The organism is Methyloglobulus sp. (assembly GCF_040079455.1).
Taxonomy (GTDB): domain Bacteria; phylum Pseudomonadota; class Gammaproteobacteria; order Methylococcales; family Methylomonadaceae; genus Methyloglobulus.
The window spans coordinates 1-22,654 of sequence record NZ_JBEBKJ010000060.1 but is presented as its reverse complement, the minus strand read 5'-3'; the positions used below and the strand labels follow the sequence as shown (position 1 = coordinate 22,654).

At 45.4% G+C, this 22,654-nt stretch carries 22 protein-coding genes; 6 read left to right on the top strand and 16 right to left on the bottom strand.

The annotated features are described in order from the left end of the window. Positions 1-195: 195 nt before the first annotated feature. A complete protein-coding gene (locus ABL924_RS12790; protein ID WP_349027480.1) occupies positions 196-1,089 on the top strand; it encodes an EamA family transporter in 894 nt (297 codons plus the stop codon). Positions 1,090-1,106: 17 nt separating this feature from the next. Here the strand turns inward: ABL924_RS12790 and ABL924_RS12785 are convergent, their stop codons facing one another. From ABL924_RS12785 to ABL924_RS12720, 14 genes are all read right to left on the bottom strand, one after another. Beyond that, complete coding sequence (locus ABL924_RS12785; protein ID WP_349027479.1) at positions 1,107-1,886, bottom strand: phytochelatin synthase family protein; 780 nt, start codon at positions 1,884-1,886, stop codon at positions 1,107-1,109. Between the two features lie 134 nt (positions 1,887-2,020). Continuing rightward, on the bottom strand, positions 2,021-2,200 hold the full coding sequence (locus tag ABL924_RS12780) for a hypothetical protein (protein ID WP_349027478.1): 180 nt from the start codon (positions 2,198-2,200) through the stop codon (positions 2,021-2,023). A gap of 19 nt (positions 2,201-2,219) precedes the next feature. Then, on the bottom strand, positions 2,220-3,455 hold the full coding sequence (locus tag ABL924_RS12775; RefSeq protein WP_349027477.1) for a heme biosynthesis HemY N-terminal domain-containing protein: 1,236 nt from the start codon (positions 3,453-3,455) through the stop codon (positions 2,220-2,222). A gap of 7 nt (positions 3,456-3,462) precedes the next feature. Next, entirely contained in the window at positions 3,463-4,743 is a 1,281-nt protein-coding gene (locus ABL924_RS12770) for a uroporphyrinogen-III C-methyltransferase (protein WP_349027476.1), read from the bottom strand. Between the two features lies 1 nt (position 4,744). Next, entirely contained in the window at positions 4,745-5,545 is an 801-nt protein-coding gene (locus ABL924_RS12765; RefSeq protein ID WP_349027475.1) for a uroporphyrinogen-III synthase, read from the bottom strand. Then, positions 5,542-6,468, bottom strand: coding sequence for a hydroxymethylbilane synthase (hemC, locus tag ABL924_RS12760; RefSeq protein WP_349027474.1), 927 nt, complete (start codon positions 6,466-6,468; stop codon positions 5,542-5,544). The genes ABL924_RS12765 and hemC overlap by 4 nt, the downstream gene beginning before the upstream one ends. A gap of 62 nt (positions 6,469-6,530) precedes the next feature. Next, on the bottom strand, positions 6,531-7,667 hold the full coding sequence (locus tag ABL924_RS12755) for a methyltransferase (RefSeq protein ID WP_349027473.1): 1,137 nt from the start codon (positions 7,665-7,667) through the stop codon (positions 6,531-6,533). Positions 7,668-7,726: 59 nt separating this feature from the next. Next, positions 7,727-8,740 carry an L-threonylcarbamoyladenylate synthase gene (locus ABL924_RS12750; protein WP_349027472.1) on the bottom strand — a complete coding sequence of 338 codons (1,014 nt, stop codon included), beginning with the start codon at positions 8,738-8,740 and terminating at the stop codon, positions 7,727-7,729. A 14-nt stretch (positions 8,741-8,754) separates the two neighbouring features. Next, the gene (oadA, locus tag ABL924_RS12745; protein ID WP_349027471.1) at positions 8,755-10,590 is read right to left on the bottom strand and encodes a sodium-extruding oxaloacetate decarboxylase subunit alpha; all 1,836 of its coding nucleotides are present in this window, start codon (positions 10,588-10,590) and stop codon (positions 8,755-8,757) included. 514 nt (positions 10,591-11,104) lie between these two features. Beyond that, the gene (locus ABL924_RS12740) at positions 11,105-12,748 is read right to left on the bottom strand and encodes a lysozyme inhibitor LprI family protein (RefSeq protein WP_349027470.1); all 1,644 of its coding nucleotides are present in this window, start codon (positions 12,746-12,748) and stop codon (positions 11,105-11,107) included. 63 nt (positions 12,749-12,811) lie between these two features. Continuing rightward, entirely contained in the window at positions 12,812-12,958 is a 147-nt protein-coding gene (locus ABL924_RS12735; RefSeq protein WP_349027469.1) for a hypothetical protein, read from the bottom strand. 34 nt (positions 12,959-12,992) lie between these two features. Next, on the bottom strand, positions 12,993-13,370 hold the full coding sequence (locus ABL924_RS12730) for a type II toxin-antitoxin system death-on-curing family toxin (protein ID WP_349027468.1): 378 nt from the start codon (positions 13,368-13,370) through the stop codon (positions 12,993-12,995). Beyond that, a complete protein-coding gene (locus ABL924_RS12725; protein ID WP_349027467.1) occupies positions 13,367-13,591 on the bottom strand; it encodes an AbrB/MazE/SpoVT family DNA-binding domain-containing protein in 225 nt (74 codons plus the stop codon). Before ABL924_RS12725 ends, ABL924_RS12730 begins: the two co-directional genes overlap by 4 nt. A 223-nt stretch (positions 13,592-13,814) precedes the next feature. Then, positions 13,815-15,230, bottom strand: coding sequence for an acetyl-CoA carboxylase biotin carboxylase subunit (locus tag ABL924_RS12720; RefSeq protein WP_349027466.1), 1,416 nt, complete (start codon positions 15,228-15,230; stop codon positions 13,815-13,817). Positions 15,231-15,781: 551 nt separating this feature from the next. On the opposite strand from ABL924_RS12720, the gene infA reads away from it, so the two are divergent. Further along, complete coding sequence (gene infA / locus ABL924_RS12715) at positions 15,782-16,000, top strand: translation initiation factor IF-1 (RefSeq protein ID WP_023494599.1); 219 nt, start codon at positions 15,782-15,784, stop codon at positions 15,998-16,000. A gap of 35 nt (positions 16,001-16,035) precedes the next feature. Here infA and clpA read toward each other — a convergent pair whose 3' ends face one another. After that, positions 16,036-18,306, bottom strand: a complete 2,271-nt coding sequence (clpA, locus tag ABL924_RS12710) for an ATP-dependent Clp protease ATP-binding subunit ClpA (RefSeq protein ID WP_349027465.1) — start codon at positions 18,304-18,306, stop codon at positions 16,036-16,038. Between the two features lie 12 nt (positions 18,307-18,318). Continuing rightward, entirely contained in the window at positions 18,319-18,642 is a 324-nt protein-coding gene (clpS, locus tag ABL924_RS12705; RefSeq protein ID WP_349027464.1) for an ATP-dependent Clp protease adapter ClpS, read from the bottom strand. Positions 18,643-18,857: 215 nt separating this feature from the next. Between clpS and ABL924_RS12700 the strand changes: the two genes are divergently transcribed. The 4 genes from ABL924_RS12700 (at position 18,858) to ABL924_RS12685 (ending at position 22,531) form a co-directional block, all read left to right on the top strand. Next, positions 18,858-19,319: an NUDIX hydrolase gene (locus tag ABL924_RS12700; RefSeq protein WP_349027463.1), complete on the top strand. Its 462-nt coding sequence runs from the start codon at positions 18,858-18,860 to the stop codon at positions 19,317-19,319. Then, on the top strand, positions 19,312-20,403 hold the full coding sequence (gene mnmA / locus ABL924_RS12695) for a tRNA 2-thiouridine(34) synthase MnmA (protein WP_349027462.1): 1,092 nt from the start codon (positions 19,312-19,314) through the stop codon (positions 20,401-20,403). The genes ABL924_RS12700 and mnmA overlap by 8 nt, the downstream gene beginning before the upstream one ends. A 28-nt stretch (positions 20,404-20,431) precedes the next feature. Further along, the gene (gene purB, locus ABL924_RS12690) at positions 20,432-21,799 is read left to right on the top strand and encodes an adenylosuccinate lyase (RefSeq protein ID WP_349027461.1); all 1,368 of its coding nucleotides are present in this window, start codon (positions 20,432-20,434) and stop codon (positions 21,797-21,799) included. A 345-nt stretch (positions 21,800-22,144) separates the two neighbouring features. Then, positions 22,145-22,531: a hypothetical protein gene (locus ABL924_RS12685; protein WP_349027460.1), complete on the top strand. Its 387-nt coding sequence runs from the start codon at positions 22,145-22,147 to the stop codon at positions 22,529-22,531. The last annotated feature ends 123 nt before the right edge of the window (positions 22,532-22,654 follow it).

Here is a 22,654-nt window from a genome sequence, read left to right as displayed (position 1 = left end):
ATTTCAGCCGAATACCGCCCATTAAGGTGAATGCCAATTCAAAAAAATCGGCTTTTGACCAGTCAGCCGGAGTTTCTGCTGTTTGTGCAAAGGTCTCAACCTATTTAGCTATTTTGTAAAATATGAATAGGGTCATTACGGAGTACGCCGCCTATCGTACAACCCATTAGATTTAGACATAAGGAATTAAAATCGATGTGGCTTTTTTATGCACTCCTCGGCCCTCCTTTCTGGGCATTGGTTCACATTCTCGACAGCCATTGTGTCGGAAATGTATTTGATCGACCCTGGATGGGGGTTATCACGAGTTCTCTGGCGACGGCAGTTATAGCTTTGTTCTTTCCATTTATTTTGCTATACATGGACTGGCGGTTACCTAGTTGGCACATCATTGCTTTAGCTTTACTCTCTGGTGGGCTAATCCAGTTAGGACAAGGATTTTATTTTCAGGCGCTGGAAAAAACTGAAGCGGGCATCGTTGCGGCGTACGGAAATTTCACCCCCACGCTATTGCCGTTAGTTAGTTATTTCTTGATGGGTGACGTTTTACAGCCATGGCACTACATCACGATTGGTGTGTTGGTGCTTGCATCCATCTGCTTTTGTCTTATAGATATTTCTCGACACGGGAATTGGAATTCGATATTTTTGATGTTAATGGCATCCACCGTTCAAGTATCCGCCATATTAATTGAGAAATACGTATTTGTGCATAGTGCTTTTTTAATGTGCTTCATGTTCATCATTTTGGGTGTTGTTCTAAGCGGCGTATTACCGCTTTTGGTAGTTCCCAGTGTTCGTAAGGCGTTCAGTAAAAATATTCCTAAACTAAAGTCTCTAGCACCTTTCTTTCTATGTATTGAGATGGCGAATTTGGTTGCTTTGTATATGAGCCAGCGGGCTATCGATTTAGGCTCTCCCTCTTTAGCGGCAGCTATGGAAACTACGGTTCCTGGTTATACTTTTCTGTTGACGATCCTGTTGCTTTCTTTTAACCACCGCTTTGGTAATGAAGAAGCGCGATATCAATTGCGTACTAAACTGGTTCTTGTTGCCATCATGACCGCAGGTGTTATGCAGATTGCTTAAAAAGTAAGCCTATACGCTCAATATTTACGCTTGATCCACAATAGCCCACCCGTTTCCCCTGCCAACGTTCCTTGATCGGTCGGTGCTGGACGCAACAGAGCTTCTAGCAATTTACTCACTGGAGACCAATATGGTGGATACCATTCTCTATCTACATCCATAATTAACACTTGATGATTATGCTTGTTATATGCACCAATAGGAGAAATATGTGGGCCATCCCAGTCGCTGGTTAATACGCCTTGATTAAAATAGGCAAGCACCAAATCGTTAGGGGATCTCTCATTCGCAGCTAACACCCGTTTAATTAGCGCAAGACCTTCAAGAGTGTTTGCTGGACGAATGACCTCAATTGTGTAATTTTTAAGCTTATAAAAATCTAGACTCTTCTTAACCAACGTCACCATTTCGTTAAACTTGAGGCCATCGCCGCCCTCTGCCACTTTGTCACCAACTCCATCTATAAAAACAGTTTCCAGCAAAGCGGACTGTGTAATCAAGGTTTGATCTGAAAATTTTGGCACACTCAATAGAAAATTTAAAGCCATAGCGGTTGAAGCCAGTCCACAAGCACTGGAAGTCTGCTGCGGCAGGTAGAACTGGCTAAGCTTCCAATAATCATAGGCGTCTGTCCGTCTTAAAAACTTGGTTTGCTGCGTAATCGGTATTGCATAAGAGCCAAATTTTGGTAGCCGCGCAAGCGCCCAAGCTGATTCAACACAAAACACTGTTGATAGTAATAACAAAGCTAACAGTATGGAATTAAACTTTTTATGGTTTCTAATAAATAAATTCATGGGAGAGCCTTTAAAGTTATTGACTTATTGACAGTCGTAGTAGAAAAGCAGACAACCGGATCATTACTTCCGTTTTAATTGGGTGCTATAAGTTGGTTCGTATATGTAGCGTGGTATGAAAATGGTTAAATACTTTAAGGGATCTCTAAAAATTCAAAAAACTCCTTCTCCCTCTGGGAGAAGGTTGGGATGAGGGATTTAAAATCAAACATAACCCTCACCCTCACCCTCTTCCAGAGGGTGAGGGGGGGGGTAGAGATCCCCTTAACTATATTATTTATAGAATAGGTAACAAAAATAAAATTTATAGCCATCAATTCTTCTCGCAGTAAACTATACCTCTAATACAGCATCAACTTGACTGACAACACCACTGGATGCAAGCTCTAATCCCTGCTTATAACACTTGTTAGACTTATGTTCCTCGCCTTGTGTCGTAAATAAGTCGCCTAATAAACGATACGCCTGAACACTGGGATCAAGGGCAATACTTTTCGTGAGGTAATCTTCAGCTTTTGTGTAATCCTTACATACAAGACCTAACTTGCCGAGAATGGTCAGTAATAAACCATCATTTTTATGGTGGGATAGCCAAGTCTCAGCAATCTCCAACTGTTTGAAAACATCTTTCGATTGTAAGCTGCCAAATAGAAGCAACAATGTTTCATCCCAATTAATGGTCAAGGTATCAATTAATTCATTTTCGATCTCAGCCCCCAAACCGCCATTAATCATGCCAGCGAAATAAACTGCGGCGACATCAGGGTTCTTTTTGATATGGCTAGGTATTTCAGTCCACAACAAGCGCATTTCATCGGTGTTGCCCTGTTTAATGGTTTGCTTCAATAGACCACCAAAAGCGTCGATTTCCAGCTTTTTTATCTCGGTTTCCATCAGGATCTTGTTTTTATTTAAAGTAGGTAGCAATTTACGTAAACCTTGCCAGTCACCTAAATGTTGGTAGGTTTGGTGCAAAAGCTTGAGCACGCTGGCATGGGTGGCGTCCATTGAGTGTAGTTTCGTCAGTGTTTCTAAGGCCTGTTCAAACTGGTTTGCCGAAAAATGCAGTTCTGCTTGGGTCAACCCAATCGCCACATCTGAACCCGGCGCATGGGTTGCCGCTTTCTTTAGATATTCATCCCGCTTGTCGTAAGCACCACGCGATTGTGCCGCTTTGGCGGCGGTCAAATAATGGATTAAAGGCGCACCACTATTTGACGCATGTTTAACAAGAACTTTTTCCGCTTGTTCCCACTTACCTTCTGCCGACCCCATCAGGCCTGCGATCAAGGCATCTTGCGAGCGGTTAAATTTTATGTTTTTACTACGGTTTTTTACTTGCCAGGGTAGCCTTATTAACCATCCCAGAAATCTAAACAACAGGTAAAGTATATAAAAAGTGACAATCAAGCCGACCAGAAAAGCGATAAGCGACGTTTCCATTGACCAAGTGCCAATTCCAATCAGCACATAACCGGGATTTTCAAACGTCCCCAGCCACTTACCGACAAGAAATACTGTTACTAGGGTAATAAACAGTGAACTAAAGAAAAAAAGCCAATTTTTCATTATGTGCTCACTTTCCCTGCTTCGGCTTAGCAGCTTCGGCTGGCGGACTTTTGTCAGCAGGATTTGTTGATTCAGTTGGCTTGATCGTTGATTCGGTAGAAGCTACTGGGGCTTTTGGATTTTCTGCTTGCTCCGATCTTATTTCATCGGTAGTCAAGGCTTTATCATTTTCGATTCTTAGTTTAGTCACGTCACGGAGCATTTTTAATGACAGACTAATGTCAGGCAATTGGCTACGTAATTTAATAGCTTGTAATTGTGATAATTCATTTATGAACCGTTTACCATCATCATTATTAGTAAAATGTTGATTAATAGCTGTTTTTATATCCGCCAAACTGGCTTGAAACAAGGCATCATTTTGTTGTACGAGTGCGATTTTCACAACTTCCAACTTGATCTTAAGCTGTTCTCGAATGAATTCTGCTTGTTCTTGAGTCAGTATTTCCTTGATAGGTTTATCGGAATGCTTGATGGTGACGATGCCTTCCAGTTCTTGAATTGCAGAATTGAGCAAATCATTGGAATCCTCATGGACTGCACTAGGATCAGACGACTCTCCAGGTGCTGTTAATGGTTTGCCGGAATAAGGCAGCACTAAAGTCAGTTTGGCAATATCGCTTTCCAAGGTCTGTATGGAAACGTAAAGCCCCACCACATCAGGTACTTTGACACCTTGAAGCTGTGAGATTTCTTTGGCTATCTGTTCACGGATCGTGATGGTGCCAGTATCGCCGCTTTCGCGCAAACGCTGGTCGGCGGCTTCAAGGGCGGCGCGCGTGGTATTTATATCGCCAACTAAGTGGAGCCTTTCATTGGCAACGCTAAGCAAATATTCAGCATCTGCAATTAACCAATCACCTCTGGTTTTGCCCAGTTGCCGTTGTACTTGTAGGACTTTATCGTTGAGTTCTTTACGTGTCGCTTCCTCTTTCTGGTTATGAAGACCAGAAAAGTCGGCTATCGTTTTGTTGAAGTGTTCCTCTTTTCCGGCAAGTTCGGATTGTAAAGCAGCCACTTGCGATTGTATGGCAGTCAGTTGGCCTTGATAATCGTTGATTTGGCGGGTCAGCTCACTTTTGACTTCGCCGCCTAAGCCTTCTTGCTTATCGCGTAGTTGGGTAAAAAAATAAAACCCTGCGGCCGCCAACCCTAAAATAAGGAATAAAACGATAATGATAAACAAAAGCCCACCACTTGACCGAGGTGCTGACCTCGGTTTGCCGTCATTTGGGCTGATGACGGGTTCTTGCTTTGGTTTTGGTTGCTCAATCAATTCTTCTGCCACTCTATTCCCCGTTTTTACCGCGCTCGTTTATTAATGCACATATTGTGTTAACAATTGCTGGGTCTGATGGACTTTCAGCCACGGCTATATGCGTAAATCCTATCTCAACAGCTAATCGCCTTATTCTTTCGCTAATGACTACAAGTGGAATCATTATCAGTATCTTGTTGTAGCTTTCGCCCAACATGGTCAGTAAATTCTGTAAGGTCTCGCAACTGGTGACTACAATCACATCCAGTTTGCAATACTCAAGCAAGCTGACCACTTCGGCACTATCAATATCGGGCAAAATTCGTCTATAGACTTCCCAATAACCGACTTTCGCACCTTTGCTACGAAGCACATTCGCCAGTTCTTCGCGTCCGCCTTGTCCTCGAACAATTAAGACGGTTTGACCATTTACCTGCTGCATTTGCGGCATAGCTAATAACGATTCGCTGTCATAGCCGTTTTCTGGGATCAAACTGACGTGTAAGCCAGCCGATTCCAGTTCTCTAGCGGTTGCTTTGCCAATTGCTGCAATTCGCGTTGTCTTTAACTGCGCTATTTTGCCACCATTCGCTTTAAGCGCAAAATTTACTGCATTAACACTGGTAAAAATAAGCCACTGGCAATTCGACAATTGGAATAATGAATTGGTTGCCGTTGCCAGATTATCTGCTTGGTTTTCAAGACCCACGATTTGCAAAGTAGGAAAACTCACGGCAACCCCGCCCTGTTGCTCGATCATGCTACTTAGATGTTCTGCCTGATGGATGGGCCGGGTGACCAAGACATGAGCCCCGTTTAAGGCATTGCTCACAAATGAAGTGCCTGCAATATCTTGTCCGCACCTTGCGCCAAAAGATCTTCGGCAATTTTTTTGCCGATTGATTCTGCTTGCTCTGGCTTGCCACTGCATTCACTTCGATAAGTCACGCACCCATCTGGACTGCCAACTAAACCGCGCATGAAGAGCTGGTTATCGTGTATTTCGGCAAAGCCTGCAATAGGAACTTGGCAGCCACCGCTTAACCTCGCATTCATTGCCCGTTCTGCCCGCACACAAATACCTGTTGCGTTATCGTGCAATTTGATCAACATGTCATTGAGTTCTTTGTCATCAACTCGGCATTCAATACCAATCGCGCCTTGGCCAATGGCGGGTAAACTTAGTTTAGTATCAAGGCATTGGGCTATACGTTCTGCAAAACCCAACCGTTTCAAACCAGCAGATGCCAAAATAATGGCATCGTACTCACCTGCATCCAGCTTAGCTAAGCGTGTATTGACGTTGCCCCGTAAGGTCAAAATTTCCGCGTTGGGGTATAACGCTTTGATTTGGCACTGCCTACGCAAACTGGACGTACCTATTCTGGCGTTGGGGGGTAAATCCGTTAATGAAGGATAATGATTAGAAACAAAGGCATCCGTAGGGTCCTCCCTACTTAATATCGCCCCTAAATGCAAACCTTCTGGAAACTCCACAGGCACATCTTTCATGGAATGCACGGCAATATCCGCCGCCCCTTCCAACATGCCGACCTCCAATTCCTTTACAAACAATCCCTTGCCGCCGATTTTGGCCAGTGGCGCGTCCAGGATTTTGTCGCCTTGGGTGGTCATTTTTACCAGTTCGGTTGTTACACCAGGGAAGTTATTTTCAAGCAATGCCGCAACATGCTCAGCTTGCCATAAGGCGAGTGGGCTTTTGCGGGTGGCGATGCGGATGATTTTATTAGTCAAAATTTACAATTCCTTAGTTGATATTTGTTCAAAACCAGCTTATCGACGACATCAATATCTGATTAGGCATGTTGGTTCGACTGACGCGGCTTGGCAACGATGAACTTTGCAAAAGTTCTGACATCCATTACATCTACGATTTCGAACCCAGAATTTTCAAGCAGCATCTTCCATTCGCCCAGGGTACGTTCACGACCTTTAGTTCCGACTAACATCTGCATGTCGAAAGCAGCGACTGTTGAATTGATGTGCATTTCCTCAGCAACTGAATCGGCAATCAGTACGTAAGGACTTTTCGAGCCAATAGCTGACTTCAGGTTACTGAGTACCTTTTTGGATTCTTCGTCATTCAAGCCATGAAATATGGCTGAGAACACGTAGAGGTCTCTATCTGATAGTGCTATTGGTAGGCTCTCAAACATATTGCCGGGTTGAAAATCAATACGTGCCAGCAATTCATCGGGGACTTTTCCGCTCCAATATGTTTTTGCTGTTTCGATAATTTGTGGCCTGTCAAACACCTCTGACCGAAGACTTGGAAAAGATTTTAGGATTGCAATCGATTTGCTGCCTTTGGAGCCACCAACATCAATAATACGGTCAAAAGCCCCCCAGTTGAAATCCTCCAGAAACGTAGTTCCAGTAAGATTTTCCACGGTATCCATTGCTTGAGAAAACAATAAATCAAAGTATGGGCTTTGATCCATATAGGTAAAAAGATCAACACCATGCACTTTTGCAAAAGGTATGTCGCCATCACGTAGACTTTCCTCTAACGATTCCATCCAAGGCCGGGTCATTTCGGGAGAATTGTGCATGAGGATCATTGCACGTACATTTTTCGGGTTATCTATCCGTAGAAAAGCGGATGTTTTGGAATTTTTGAAAACGCGCGGTGAAACTTCATCGAAAATACCCATTGCCCCCAACATCCGCAGTAACCTATAGAGATGATCCTCATGCAAATGTAATTCTGCGGCAATTTCTTTTGTGCTTTTTTGTCTGTCCCCAATCGTATCGGCGACACCGAGTTTCGTTACTACATATAACGCGCGTGACTGCCAGAACTGTGAACCAATCTGCATGAGCCTGAATGGCGGTGGGGTGATTTTTGCCGGTATATTTTGCAAAGCACTCGCAAAGCCCATCAATTTTTCAAAAACCATTACCCGAAACTTATTTACGCTTAATTTCTTCATGTAGCCTTTTCAAATGAATGGTTCATTGTTAGGTTTCATTCAGCGACAATACTTGTCAATCACTTGTCTGTAAGTCTTGATTGGAAATCTTCTAAATATTGTTTTGCCGCTTTCTGCAAACGGTTATTGACTGCTAACCAAACTTCGGTTTGAGGCGGTTGTTCCACTAATATCAAATCCAATTCAGCATGGTCTAATTCGCGTAGTTTACTATAAAGTAAGTGTCCGTAATCGTTTACGTTTTTAGGCATTTGAATAACGTAATCAAATAAATTTGAGTTGATTTCGGTAGCATAACTCAAAATGCCCATTTTATGCCGATGCTGCAAGACATTACCTCGCAAAATCACTTGCACTTGCTCTGGCGTACACAGAAACGCCTGGGTTTTGGGTGAATAATGCACATCTTTTCTGCCAGGCACATGAATTTCTTCGTCTGCTTCGGGAACGATTAACGCCGAGCCGAGGACGGCTTCGATCTCAGTTTTGCTCAATTGCCCTGGCCTGAGCAAACGAGGCTGATCACCACTTAAATCCACAATCGTCGATTCCAAACCTACTTCACATGCACCGCCGTCCAGAATCATATCGACTTTATCGCCCAATTCCTCTTCAACATGACTGGCTTGGGTGGGACTTATCCGACAAAATCGGTTTGCTGATGGCGCAGCAATCCCACCACCAAATTCTGTTAATACTGCCAAAACCACCGGATGATTAGGTACGCGCAAGGCCACCGTATTTTGTCCGCCCGTAACTTCCATCGGCACATCAGGGTGCTTTTTTAGCACGATGGTCAACGGCCCAGGCCAGAAACGTTCCGCAAGTTTCCAAGCAATCTCAGGAATTTCAATTGCCCAATCGGTAAGGGCGGCCTTATCAGGAATATGGACAATCAAAGGATGATCGGCAGGACGGCCTTTGGCGGCAAAAATCCGCTTTACTGCTTCTGGGTTTTTGGCATCTGCGCCTAAGCCATAAACCGTTTCAGTCGGGAGTGCGACGAGACGACCTTGCCGTAATAAATCGGCTGCTTGGTTGATTGCCGCTTGATCTGCGGTTACGGGTTTCATTTTGCTGAGGACAATTAGACCAGCGGGTCGATTTCAACCAACACCTCATCAGGATTCGCCGGCTCGCCCTTGACAACATGCACGGCTTTCACCACGCCGCCAATGGGTGCGGTAATCTCGGTTTCCATTTTCATCGCCTCGGTAATCATGACTGCTTGACCAGCTGCTACCGATTGCCCTACTTTAACCAGCACTTCCAGTACGTTGCAAGGCATACTGACGACGACATCGCCGGGTGCGGTGGGCTTGCGGCGCTTGCTGGATATAGTGCCTTTCACTGCGCCTTGGGTACCGCCTTCCAACACGATTTCATCCAGCGTTTCGACGACGATTTCTTCTGGCACACCATCGACCATGAAGTAGAAATGCCTAAGCGACTGGTTTTTCGGGCCTGCACCCGTGACTTTGACGTGATAACTTTCGCCATGTAGGGCGACATTAAATTCGGTGGGCGCTTTTTTGATGTGGTCGTCCGCCCTGGATTCAATCACTAATGGTTCCGGCACTAAGTTTCCGGTTGCGCGTTGTTCCAGAAATAACTTACCGACTTCGGGGAACATCGCGTAACTCAACACATCTTCATCCGTTTTTGCCAGCTCACCGATTTCCTGGCGTAACTTATCCAATTCCGGCTTGATTAAATCAGCGGGGCGGCAATCCATCACGTCTTCTTTACCAATGGCTTTTTTCTGCAACGCCGCGCTCACAGGCGCAGGTGCTTTGCCATAGCCGCCTTGCAGATAGCGTTTCACCTCATTGGTGATGGTTTCATAGCGTTTGCCTGTCAACACGTTGAGCACAGCTTGTGTGCCGACAATCTGTGATGTCGGTGTAACCAAGGGCGGATAACCCAAATCTTTGCGGACTTCGGGGATTTCTTTATAAACCTCGCCAATGCGATCCAGGGCATTGCGCTCCTTTAGCTGGTTTGCCAAGTTGGAAATCATCCCGCCGGGAACTTGAAACACATGCACTTGCGTATCTATGCCGGTAAATTCGCTTTCAAAACGGCGGTATTTTTTCCTGACCTCGGCGAAATAGTGGTTTGCCACCTGTAACTTATCCAAATCCAGGCCAGTGTCGAACTCGGTGCCTTTTAGCGCTATCACCTGTGCTTCCGTTGGTGGATGGCTGGTGCCGCCCGACCAGGACGACAACGCCGTATCAATATGCTGGCATCCTGCTTCTATCGCCTTCAACTGACACATTTCGGCTAAGCCTGACGTTGCATGACAGTGTAAGTGCAAGGGCAAATCGACCGCGTCTTTTAAGGCCTTGACCAACTCGCTGGTGGCATAAGGGGTAAGCAAGCCCGCCATATCCTTAATGGCGATGGAATCACAACCCAGTTTCGCCAATTCCTTACCTAACGTGACAAAACTTTGCACATCATGAACGGGGCTAGTGGTATAGCAGATCGTGCCTTGAGCATGTTTGCCGCTTGCTTTAGTTGCTTCGATAGCCGTCCGTAAATTGCGGACATCGTTCAGGGCATCGAAAATACGGAACACATCCATGCCGTTTTCTGCGGCTTTATGGATAAAAGCACGCACCACATCATCAGAATAATGCCGATAACCTAATAGGTTTTGCCCACGCACCAGCATTTGCAAACGGGTTTTTGGCAAAGCGGCCTTGAGCTTGCTTAAGCGTTCCCAAGGATCTTCCTTCAGGAACCTTAAGCAGGCATCAAACGTCGCGCCGCCCCAGCATTCCAGCGACCAATAGCCGATGTCGTCGAGCATGGCACAACCCGGCAGCATATCTTCCGTGCGTAAGCGGGTGGCGATTAGGGATTGGTGGGCATCACGCAGGATTACGTCGGTGATCTTAACTTGTTGGTTAGGCATTTACTTAATTGGGTTTCTTTAATATGGGGTTATTTTAACCGAAGTGAGGGGGATTGGGGTGGGATGATGGTTTGTAATTTGATTACGTCCGTCTTTATGCCCTGTGGGTACTGAGCTTGCCGAAATCCAGATACTTAAGGATGGTTAAATAAAGCCGTTCGTGGTGAGCTTGTCGAACCATGAACACTTATGAACCTGTCCTTCGACAAGCTCAGGACGAACGGGGTTTGATAGTTTATTTTAATGTGTCGCTACCGCGAAGATTAATTAAATGCCAGTTCCTGTACTGGCAAGCGGGATACTTTTCTTTGCTTGTCCAAAGAAAAGTATCCAAAAGAAATGACCCCCGGATGCCGTTTGCTTCCTGCGTTCCTCAGTTTTGACGGGGGTTGCAGGAAGGGACTTCATGTCCCTCCGGCAACGTGCGGCATCCCTGCCGCACCCCTTCGGGCAATTCCCGCCAAAACCTCCGGTACTCGGCGCGGCATACGGGATGAATTCAATTTTGAAGAAATTAATCCATATCAGCAAATTTTTGTTTCAAAATTTCTGTTCTTTCTTCTGTCATTGTTGCCATACAGTTTGTGCGGGTAGTCGCTTGAGCACTGGCGTTATCGGGTTGCTCGGATGTGGCTTTCAAAGAGCAGTCAGTTTCGCGTTGTTTTAACCATTCTTTTTGTTCCGGCAAAAGAGCCGCCCTTATTTCTTTTGTCGCCCCGTTCCAAACGATATTGATACGCTTGTTTGCTTCTGCAAGGACATCCTGTTGACTTGTTTCTGTCCCTTCTGAGCTACTTGTCCAAATTGCGGCATCATCGAGGTTATTGTCCACTTCCCAAATTTTGCCATCATGTTTCCTTTTCATCTTTACGTGGATTAACCCGCCTTCTTTTTTGAACCAGCAACCAATCACCGTAGTTGCCCGACCATCTGAAACAAAAAAGGCATCCGAAGGTTTTTTCAACCTAGCTTCCGGGATTGAAGAAGTTATTAAAAAGGCGTAACCCTGTTTTAAAAAATCGCGGTTTGAGCATGGCTCTGTATTGACTATTGCCACGATGTCATCACCCCAATTGCCTATCCATGTTGTTTTTTTATTGGGTGTTTCATTGGATTCCTGCGTAGGAATAGACTGTTGCATATCATTTTCAGTTACTTTTATTTCTGGTTCAGTGGACTGTAATTCCCCGATAACAGGTTGATCTTGTTGGTCATCTGCGACTTGATTAGCTTCCGATTCTGTTTTTACAGGAACTTGGGCTAACTGTTCAGATTCGATAGGACTAAACAAAATTGCTGGTTTTATTTGCAAACTCCTCATTGAAGAATCATAAATACGACCTTTAAATGAAATTGTATCGCCTGTTTTAAGCGCCTCAATTATCTGTTTTTCTTGGTTATTTCGTGTCGTTATGTAAGTGAATGTCCCTACCGCATTTGTACCCGTAGTTTGAACCTTATATTCGTCACCGCTCTTAGAAACCTCATATACTGGCAATTGCCACTGAACTGTCTTACCGATTATTTCTTTTAGTTTATTGTCGCGCTGCAAATCGGTGTTTTTACTGCCATACGAAAATATTTCTGCTAACTCACCAAATGGGCTTAGAGCGCTTGGCACCTCATTATCGAGTTCGGCAGTTGGATCATTAACATTAGGTTTGTTATCACTTTCGACTGCGGCATCAGTAGTATTTGATGAATTATTCTTGTTATTTCCCCCAACAATAGCCAGCACAACAATAGCAACTGCTAGAGCAAAAATTACCAAGACAACTTTGTTTTTTCCGCCGAGATTTTCAGTAGTGAGCGCAGCAGTATAGTTTGATTTATTTTCATTTTTTTCAAAAAGCGTCAGTATGCCACCAATGGTTGACAAAGCCATGCAAATAGCAACTAAAGTTCCTCCCAAAACTACGCCAAAAATTGAAGATATGATTATTGCTGCGCCTGAGTATTTCGTTTTGTTGAGCGCTAATGCTCCGAAAATTATGACTAGAAAAGAAAATACAATCCCTCCCCAACCAAAACCCATAATTTGATTGGCACCGTCCGCTTTAAACGCAGAACCCATGCCGCCAACAAAAAGTGTCGCTATAGCGGCCATTACTCCAAATATTCCAGCAATGATGCTAATTATTCCACCAGCTTTATTCATAACAGCCCCTTATCAAAAATATCAAACGTCAACCGTCAGTTTAGTAGATTTATAGTTTTCTATTTATGCTTTAAGGCCGTAAGGCGGATTAGCCGCGCAACTTGGTTGGGTTTTGATGTGCCACTTTTGTTTGGGCGCGGCGTAATCCGCCGAATGTGGCGAACCCTTTACCATGCGGCGGATTAAGGTACACGGGAGTAATGCCTTCATGCTCTTTCGGGTATTTCAGTTATTGCGCCTTTAGTCATACATTCCCCCTTATCCAATCTGCAAACTGGTTTTCGTCAATTTCACCTGCAGCCAATTGCAGCATGGTTGTTACGCAGTCTTCGTCTGTGGCGGTCAACATAACGCCATTAAGCACCAAAAATGTTTCCGTCACGGCAAAGGCAACCCGCTTGTTGCCATCAATAAAAGGATGGTTTTTTGCCAAACCAAAACCATAAGCGGCGGCCAGATGTGCGATGTCGGCATTGCCGTAATGCGCCAATTGTTGTGGGCGCATCAACGCAGATTCCAATAACCCGTGGTCACGAACACCGATACCGCCACCATGTTCGCTTAGTTGTTCTTCGTGCATAGCCAGCACGGTCTCATGCAAAAGCCAGACAACTTCTGTCATTTAGCCAGTTCGCGCAGGACGTTACGGCGTTTTTTCATCACTTCCTTAGCAACTGTCATTTGATGCTCAAATTCTGAGTCGTAAGGCGTTATACGGAAGCCGTCCGGCGTTTCGGTCAAATAAATCACGTCGCCTTTGCTGACACGCAGTTTTTCAAGGGCTTCTTTAGGTAGGACAACGCCCGTTGAGTTGCCGATTTGGGTAAGTTTTAAAGCAATCATCTGGATTCCCGGTTAATTTTACGGATGTAATAACGATAAGGCGTTATAACGAATGTGTCAACACACTTCGGCGAGTATGCGCGGAAAATTACGAACGACTCAGCCTACCGGCTACCCCAAAATAACCGTAGTTTCCAATGCTTACGATTATCCTATTGGCCGTCAGAGATAGTGCGATGTGTAGGGTGATGAACGAACGGAATCAACTAACGCTATAACAAACTTACAAACCCGTATGCGCCGCCATCACCGCCGCAATCACACTTGCCAAGACTTCCGGCCTGGGCTTATTAGAATAATTGACCAATTCTGGGTGCTGCTCAATAAATCCGGTATTAAAACGTCCGGCACGAAATTCAGGATGGCGCAATATTTCCAAGTAATAAGGTATGGTCGTCTTAATCCCAAACAAGCCCATATCCTTTAAGGCACGTTCCCCACGCTTAATGGTGTCTTCCCAAGTGGTCGCACTGACGATCAATTTAGCCAGCATGGAATCGTAATAAGGGGGGATATCGTAACCGGTATAAATGGCGGTATCGGTACGGACACCGGGGCCACCTGGTGCATAATACCTAGAAATATGACCGAAACTGGGCAAAAAGCCATTCTTCGGATCTTCGGCATTGATACGGAACTGAATAGCGTAGCCGCGGCGACTGATGTCCTCCTGCTTGCAGCCTAAGGGCAGTCCGGCGGCTATTCGAATTTGCTCTTCGACGATATCTACACCCGTGATGGTTTCGGTAATGGTGTGTTCAACCTGCACCCGCGTATTCATTTCCATGAAATAAAAGCGGTCGTTGCTGTCCAGCAAAAATTCGACCGTGCCGGCATTGGTATATTTGACTGCCTTAGCCGCCAGCACTGCCAGACCGCCGATATATTGCCGTTGCGCTTCATCCAGTTGCGGAGAAGGCGCAATTTCGATCAGTTTTTGATTGCGGCGCTGGATGGAGCAATCGCGTTCGTATAAGTGTATGGTATTGCCGTGATGGTCTGCCAATACTTGCACTTCGATATGGCGCGGATTGATGACGCATTTTTCCATGAAAACTTCGGCTTTGCCGAATGCCTTAGTGGCTTCGGAAATAACGCGGTCATAATTGCGCTGTAAGTCATCGGCATTATCACAACGTCGGATGCCACGACCACCGCCGCCTGAGGTAGCCTTAAGCATAATCGGATAACCGATTTTTTCCGCAGCCGTAAGTGCGTCTTCAACGGAAGCAAGGTTTTCTGTTCCCGGCGTGACTGGAATTCCGGCGTTAATCATAGCATTCCGGGCTTCGGTCTTATCTCCCATGCGCTGGATGACATCCGCTTCCGGGCCGATAAAAATCAAGCCGCGTTCCTTACAAGCACGCGCAAACTGGGCGTTTTCAGATAAAAAACCATAACCTGGATGCACGGCATCACAACCCGTCGCTGCAGCCAAATCCACCAAGGCATAAATATTGAGGTAGCCCGCCAATGGTTCGCTGCCAATGCAATAGGACTCATCGGCCTTCTTGACGTGCAAGGCAAAACGGTCTACTTCCGAATAAATAGCGACTGACCGTATGCCCATTTCCGCACAGGCACGGATAATACGGACAGCTATCTCGCCTCGATTTGCGATCAGAATTTTGCGTAACATGAGTTCCTAAATAACCAAGCTATATTTTATAGATCTTCTTACTTACTGCATTAGTACAATCGCCGCACGTTTGTTGGCACTAAATTGCTGATACAACTTTTCTGTGCTTTATCTCGATAAATTAATTTATCCAGAGTGTCACAATTATATATTGAAGGGAATCTCTAAAAATTCAAAAACCCCCTTCTCCCTCTGGGAGAAGGTTGGGATGAGGGATTTAAAATCAAGTATTTACAACCCTCACCCTAGCCCTCTCCCAGAGGGGGAGGGGATTTTTAGAGATCCCCTGAAGTAATCGCTAACAATCCATTATCCCAAACCTCTCAGCAATAGCTGATTACGAATACAGCAACGCAGGAGTAGTTTGTCGTCCTGTATTGGTTGCCCTACATGTAGGCATCCCGAAGAGAGACAAAGTTTGTCGAATTATTTAGAGCGCCCGTAAGTGTATTCCTTAATTGTGTTAAAACTTAAGTCGCCGCTATTGGTTTGCTATTGCTCAGTATTAGGGTATGTTACAATAGGCGTTTTAATAACATCGGGCAATTATAATGGCGAAAGAAGATCAAATTGAAATGGAAGGGAAGGTGATTGATACCCTGCCTAATACCATGTTTCGAGTTCAGTTGGAAAACGGTCACATCGTAACCGCACACATCTCTGGTAAGATGCGTAAGCATTACATCCGAATTCTTACTGGTGACAGCGTGAAAGTTGAAATGACCCCTTATGATTTAACCAAAGGACGTATTTCGTTCCGTATGCGCTAAGATTTCAAGCTCTTATCGCAACAAACATACACCTCTCAGTTATTTTCAGAAACCGTTAATTCCTTACTTTCAATCGCAAAGCGCAGTTCGTTGTCCTCCAGGTAGATTCGGACGTTTCCCCCGTGTGCCAATTCGCCAAACAATAAGTCATTTGCCAGTGGCTTCTTGATTTTTTCCTGGATCAGCCTCGCCATTGGTCTTGCACCCATCTTGGGGTCACAGCCGTTTTCGGCCAGCCACAAACGAGCTTCCGCGTCCAGTGACAAGGTCACTTGTTTGTCTGCAAGCAAGGCTTCCAGCTCGAAGATAAACTTGTCAACGACGTGTCCGACTATAGAAATATCCAGCGGTTTGAATTGGATAATCGCATCCAACCGATTACGGAACTCAGGCGAAAATCCTTTCTCGATAACTTTCATGCTGTCAGTAGCATGATCTTGATGAGTAAAACCGATAGATGCCCTACTGCTTTCCTCTGCCCCAGCGTTGGTGGTCATGACCATAATAATGTTACGGAAATCGGCCTTACGACCATTGGTATCGGTAAGTGAGCCATGATCCATCACTTGCAACAACAGGTTGAAAACATCTGGATGGGCTTTTTCGATTTCATCCAAGAGCAATACGGCATGTGGATGCTTGCTGATTTGCTCCGTCAATAAGCCGCCTTGGTCGAAGCCGACATAACCTGGAGGTGCGCCGATCAACCTGGATACCGTGTGCCGTTCCATGTATTCAGACATATCAAAGCGGATCAGTTCGATACCTAAGACCTTGGCTAACTGCCGAGTGACTTCCGTTTTTCCTACACCCGTAGGGCCTGAAAAAAGGAATGAGCCGATAGTTTTTTGGGATTCCCGCAGTCCAGCGCGGGATAATTTTATTGCTGTCGCCAGTGCTGCAATCGCCTCGTCCTGACCAAAAACCAGCATTTTGAGATTCTTCTCCAAATTGCCCAGTTTATCGATGTCATTCGTTGAAACCGATTTGGCGGGTACTCGTGCAATTTTTGAGACAATTTCTTCAATCTCGGCCGCTTCAATTAAAGACTTACGATTGGTTGCGGAAGCCATGCGTTGCTTTGCACCTGCTTCATCAATCACGTCAATCGCTTTGTCGGGCAGATGGCGGTCAGTGATGTAGCGGTCAGACAACTCCGCCGCCAAACGCAATGCTTCTGCTGAGTATTTAACATCATGATGTTCTTCAAACCGTGATTTCAACCCTTTCAATATCAACACAGTATCTTCAACGGAAGGTTCAAGTATGTCTATTTTCTGGAAGCGGCGCGCTAAGGCATGATCTTTCTCGAAAACACCGCGATATTCCTGGTAAGTAGTGGAGCCAATACAGCGCAATTGTCCCGCAGCCAGCATAGGCTTGATTAAATTGGAAGCATCCATTGTGCCGCCGGAAGCGGAACCCGCTCCGATAATAGTGTGGATTTCATCAATAAATAAAATCGCTTCAGGGCGGCTTTTTAGTTGATTGATTAACGCTTTTAGCCGTTTTTCAAAATCCCCGCGATATTTGGTCCCAGCTACCAAAGCACCTAAATCCAAAGAATAAATAACGTTATCCATCAAGATTTCAGGCACATTTTCTTCGACAATTCGTTTTGCCAAACCCTCAGCGATAGCGGTTTTGCCAACACCAGCCTCACCCACAAACAAGGGGTTGTTTTTGCGTCGCCGACAAAGTACTTGGATCGTCCTTTCAACCTCTGAATCCCGGCCGATTAAAGGATCAATTCTGCCTTTTACTGCCTCTTCATTCAGGTTTACCGTATATTTTTCTAAGGGACTACCCGCAGATTCCGCATCCGGCGTGTTGGTATCAGTTGGCTGATCTTCGCCAGTTGAATTATCTTGGTCGAATTTTGAAATCCCGTGGGCAAGGTAGTTGACGACATCCAGTCTTGAAACATCCTGTTTGTTCAACAAATAAACCGCGTGGGAATCCTGCTCGCTAAACAAGGCGACGAATAAGTTGGAGCCTGAAACTTCTTTCTTATCAGAAGCCTGGACGTGAAATACCGCACGTTGCAGTACTCGTTGGAAGCCTAACGTAGGTTGAGTGTCACGTTGTACACCCTCGGGAATCAGGGAAATTGTTTCATCAATGAATTGTGTTAGTTGTCCACGAAGTGATTTCATATCACAGCCGCAAGCGACCATAACCGCCCCTGCGGAAGCATTGTCGAGCAACGCCAGCAACAAATGTTCCACCGTGATAAATTCATGGCGTTTATCATGGGCATTTTTAAAGGCATTGTTCAATGTCACTTCAAGTTCTTTACCTAACATACATTCTCCACACTACATTTCTTCCATTGAACACAGCAATGGATGCTGGTTTTCACGCGAATATTCGTTGACGATGCACACTTTGGTTTCAGCAACGCCTTTAGTATAAGTGCCGCATACGCCGATGCCCTGGGTGTGTATTTGTAACATCACCCGTGTTGCCATGTCTTCAGACATACTGAAAAAGTGCATCAATATGTCAATCACGAACGCCATAGGCGTAAAATCGTCATTCAACAAGATGACCTTATACAAAGGCGGTTTTTTAAGTTGTGGCTTTGCCGATTGAACGGCTACGCCGTGGTCATCATCTTTGTTAGGCTCAAAATCAGCCATAGAAACCCGTTATTAAATTCATATCACTAACATAGTACCGACAATAGCTTATTTCAATCTAATTATAACAATAAAATTCAAAGTACCATGAATGCACAATAACACAATCGTATAAATCGATTGATTGGACATATTTGTTAAGGTTAGTTCAAATCTTTGCATATCCCACTGGGTAAATCTTGTAAAATGTACATTTACCTTTCTGGATAGTATTAATGGTGTGGAAACCACATGTTACGGTTGCTGCTATTATTGAGCGGGATGGACGTTTTTTGCTAGTTGAGGAACACACCTCCAATGGCCTGCAGTTCAACCAACCTGCCGGACATCTTGAGGAAAATGAAACCCTGATCGCCGCCGTGAAGCGCGAAGCATTGGAAGAAACCGGTTGGCAATTTGAGCCTGAACAGATCGTTTCCATTCAGCTTTGGCGTAAAAATCCACGCGCACCGAGTTTCCTAAGATGTTGTTTTTCTGGGCAATGCCATAGCCATGACCCTAATCATCCCCTAGACGAAGGCATTGTGGCTACGCATTGGCTAACTCGTGAGGAAATTCACGATCAAAAGCATCGCTTGCGTAGTCCCTTGGTGTCGATTGCTGTGGACGAATACCTGAGCGGACAGCGTTATCCGTTGGAATTGCTTAAGTCCTTCATTGATATAGACCATGGTTAAAAACATTGTTGTTGGCATGTCGGGCGGAGTCGATTCCTCTATCACCGCGCTGTTATTGCTTGAACAGGGTCATCAAGTGACTGGATTGTTCATGAAGAACTGGGAAGAAGACGATGGCACAGAATACTGTACCGCCATGCAAGACCTCGCCGATGCCCAGCAAGTTTGCGATAAGCTCGGTATCGAATTAAAAACCGTCAATTTCGCGAGTGAATATTGGGATGATGTGTTTGAGGTTTTCCTGTCTGAATTCAAGACAGGACGTACGCCAAATCCCGACATCCTGTGCAATAAATACGTCAAGTTTAAGGCGTTTCTGGATTACGCTATTCAGGATTTGGGTGCTGATTACATTGCAACCGGACATTACGCGCGCGTTAGCGAAAAAGACGGCGAATATTATTTGTTGAAGGGACTTGATCCCGATAAGGAGCAAAGTTATTTCCTATACACCCTGAAACAACATGAACTGGCGCATACCTTGTTTCCGATTGGCCATTTGCATAAACAGGAAATCCGCAAACTGGCTCAACAAGCAGGGTTTGATAATTGCCGAAAAAAAGATAGCACGGGGATATGCTTTATCGGTGAACGCAAATTTAAAGAATTTTTACAGCGTTATTTGCCCACCCAACCTGGCGAAATGCGGTCGCCAGAAGGCCAGGTAATCGGCAAGCATCAAGGCCTGATGTATTACACGCTGGGGCAACGCCAAGGCTTGGGTATCGGTGGCGTTAAGGACGCGCCGTATGAGCCTTGGTACGTGCTGGATAAGGATTTGTCCAATAACATCCTTATTGTCGGCCAAGGCCACGACCATCCCTTGATGCTGCATAATACCCTTGAAGCCAGCCGATTGGACTGGTGCAATAACAAACCGCTGACACAAGCTATCGAATGTGCTGCAAAAACCCGTTACCGACAACAAGACCAGTCTTGCCGGGTTGAGCCATTGGGCGAAGACCGCTGTAAGGTAAGCTTCGACGAACCACAACGTGCGATAACCCCTGGGCAATCCGTGGTGTTTTATCAAGGCGAAATTTGCCTGGGTGGCGGCATTATTGAATCTAGGGCTAACACCTAATTACCACTTACTACAATCGGATAAAACCATGAGCTACTTTACGTTAACCGCCATTTCTCCAATTGACGGACGCTACGCCAACAAGGTTGAAGATTTGCGCCCTATATTCAGCGAATTTGGCCTGATACGTTACCGTGTATTGGTTGAAATCCGCTGGCTGCAAGCTTTGGCGAAGCATCCCAAAATCGTGGAAGTCAGTCCATTTAGCGACAACGCCAACCAGATTTTGGAACACATCATAAGCCATTTTGCCGAACCCGATGCCCAGCGGATCAAAGACATAGAAAAAACCACCAATCATGATGTCAAAGCGGTCGAGTATTTCCTGAAAGAAAAAATCGCCGGTACAGATGAATTGGAGCAAGTCAGCGAGTTCATCCACTTTGCTTGCACATCCGAAGACATCAACAACCTGTCTTACGCACTTATGTTGAAGGAAGGCCGGGACGTGATGCTCGCCCAAATGCAAGCCTGCATAGCAGCCATCCAGCAATGCGCCTTGGAGTTTGCAAACCAGCCGATGTTATCCCGCACTCATGGACAGTCGGCAACTCCAACGACTGTAGGCAAAGAATTTGCCAATGTCGCCGTGCGTTTGCAACGGCAAAAAATGCAACTGGAAGCCGTGCAATTGTTGGGCAAAATCAATGGTGCTGTCGGCAATTATAATGCCCACGCTGTCGCTTATCCTGAAGTCGATTGGCCTGAATTTGCCAAACAATTCGTCGAATCACTAGGCTTACAGTTTAATCCCTTTACCATCCAGATCGAGCCGCATGACTACATGGCGGAATATTTTCATGCCTTACTACGGTTCAATACCATTTTACTGGATTTCGACCGCGATGTTTGGGGTTATATCTCCCTGGGTTATTTCAAGCAAAAAACCGTGGCAGGAGAAGTCGGTTCATCCACAATGCCGCATAAAGTCAACCCGATTGATTTTGAAAACTCCGAAGGCAATTTAGGTCTCGCCAACGCCATGTTTACATTTTTGGCAGAGAAACTGCCCATCTCCCGCTGGCAGCGCGACCTGACTGATTCCACCGTACTCCGCAATATCGGCGTAGGCATTGCCCATACCAGTATTGCCATACAAGCCAGTTTAAAAGGCATTTCAAAATTGCAGATTAACCCAGAAGCCATAGAAGCCGACCTCAATGCCAACTGGGAAGTCCTGGCAGAACCCATACAAACCGTCATGCGCCGCTATGGCATCGAAAAACCTTATGAGAAATTAAAAGAATTGACACGAGGTCAACGGATAGCGCCAGAACAACTTAGGGTATTCATAGAGAAACTGGAAATTCCAGATGCAGCGAAAGCCGCTTTGCTAGAACTAACGCCCAGGAGTTATACGGGTTATGCCGAGACGTTGGCTAAGTCAATAGAATAGGAAGTAGGCTGGGTTGGTAAACCTAGTATGTGGCTTAAGCTGGGTTTACCAACCCAGCCTACCATAGGCCTACATTTGATCCGTCTTATGAAATATTAACTCCGTTTGTTTTGGTCTTGTCGAAAAGACAGCCATTTAGGGTGCATTCAATGCACCGGAAATCAACAAAAACGGTCGCCAGATTTGTGCAACCACCAACGTTTCTGGTGCGTACAACGCACCCTACTTATTTGATGCAAACACCTTGGTAAAAGCCTGGATAATCGTAAGCGCTCAATTAACCGCAACTATTTTTGATTCCTAAAACCGTGCAAAGTAACCCATTTATAAATTGGGGTTACATTCATGCCCGAAACAGCATCAGAACATGTTAAAACAGAAAATAAACCGCTCACCAAACAAGAGCAGTTTTGGCATAGCCATTATGTCCGATGGCAACAATCTGGCTTGAGTTTGGCTAGTTATGCGCGTAGCCAAGGTTTGGTGGAGAATACTTTCTATGGCTGGCACGCCAGGTTGAAGCAACGCGGTCTGGCAAAGCCAGAACCAGCGCCCACCGTATTTCACCGCGTTGCCATTAAATCACCTGACGTACCTATTTCTGATAAGACTGACGATGGAATAACCTCATTACGTTTTCGTCTGCCCAATGGCATTGACTGCGAGATTACTGGGATCAAGCCGAGCAGTTTTGCCGGTTTGTTGGAAATGCTGGCTTGTATTCGCCTGTGATGCGCTTTGCCAATCCGCGGGCGGCTGTAATGGTCAATATAAACCGGACACTTTTTTAGACAGCCTTCTTATAAAAATCCCGCTCAAACTGCAACGGGGATTGATAGCCTAACTTTGAATGCG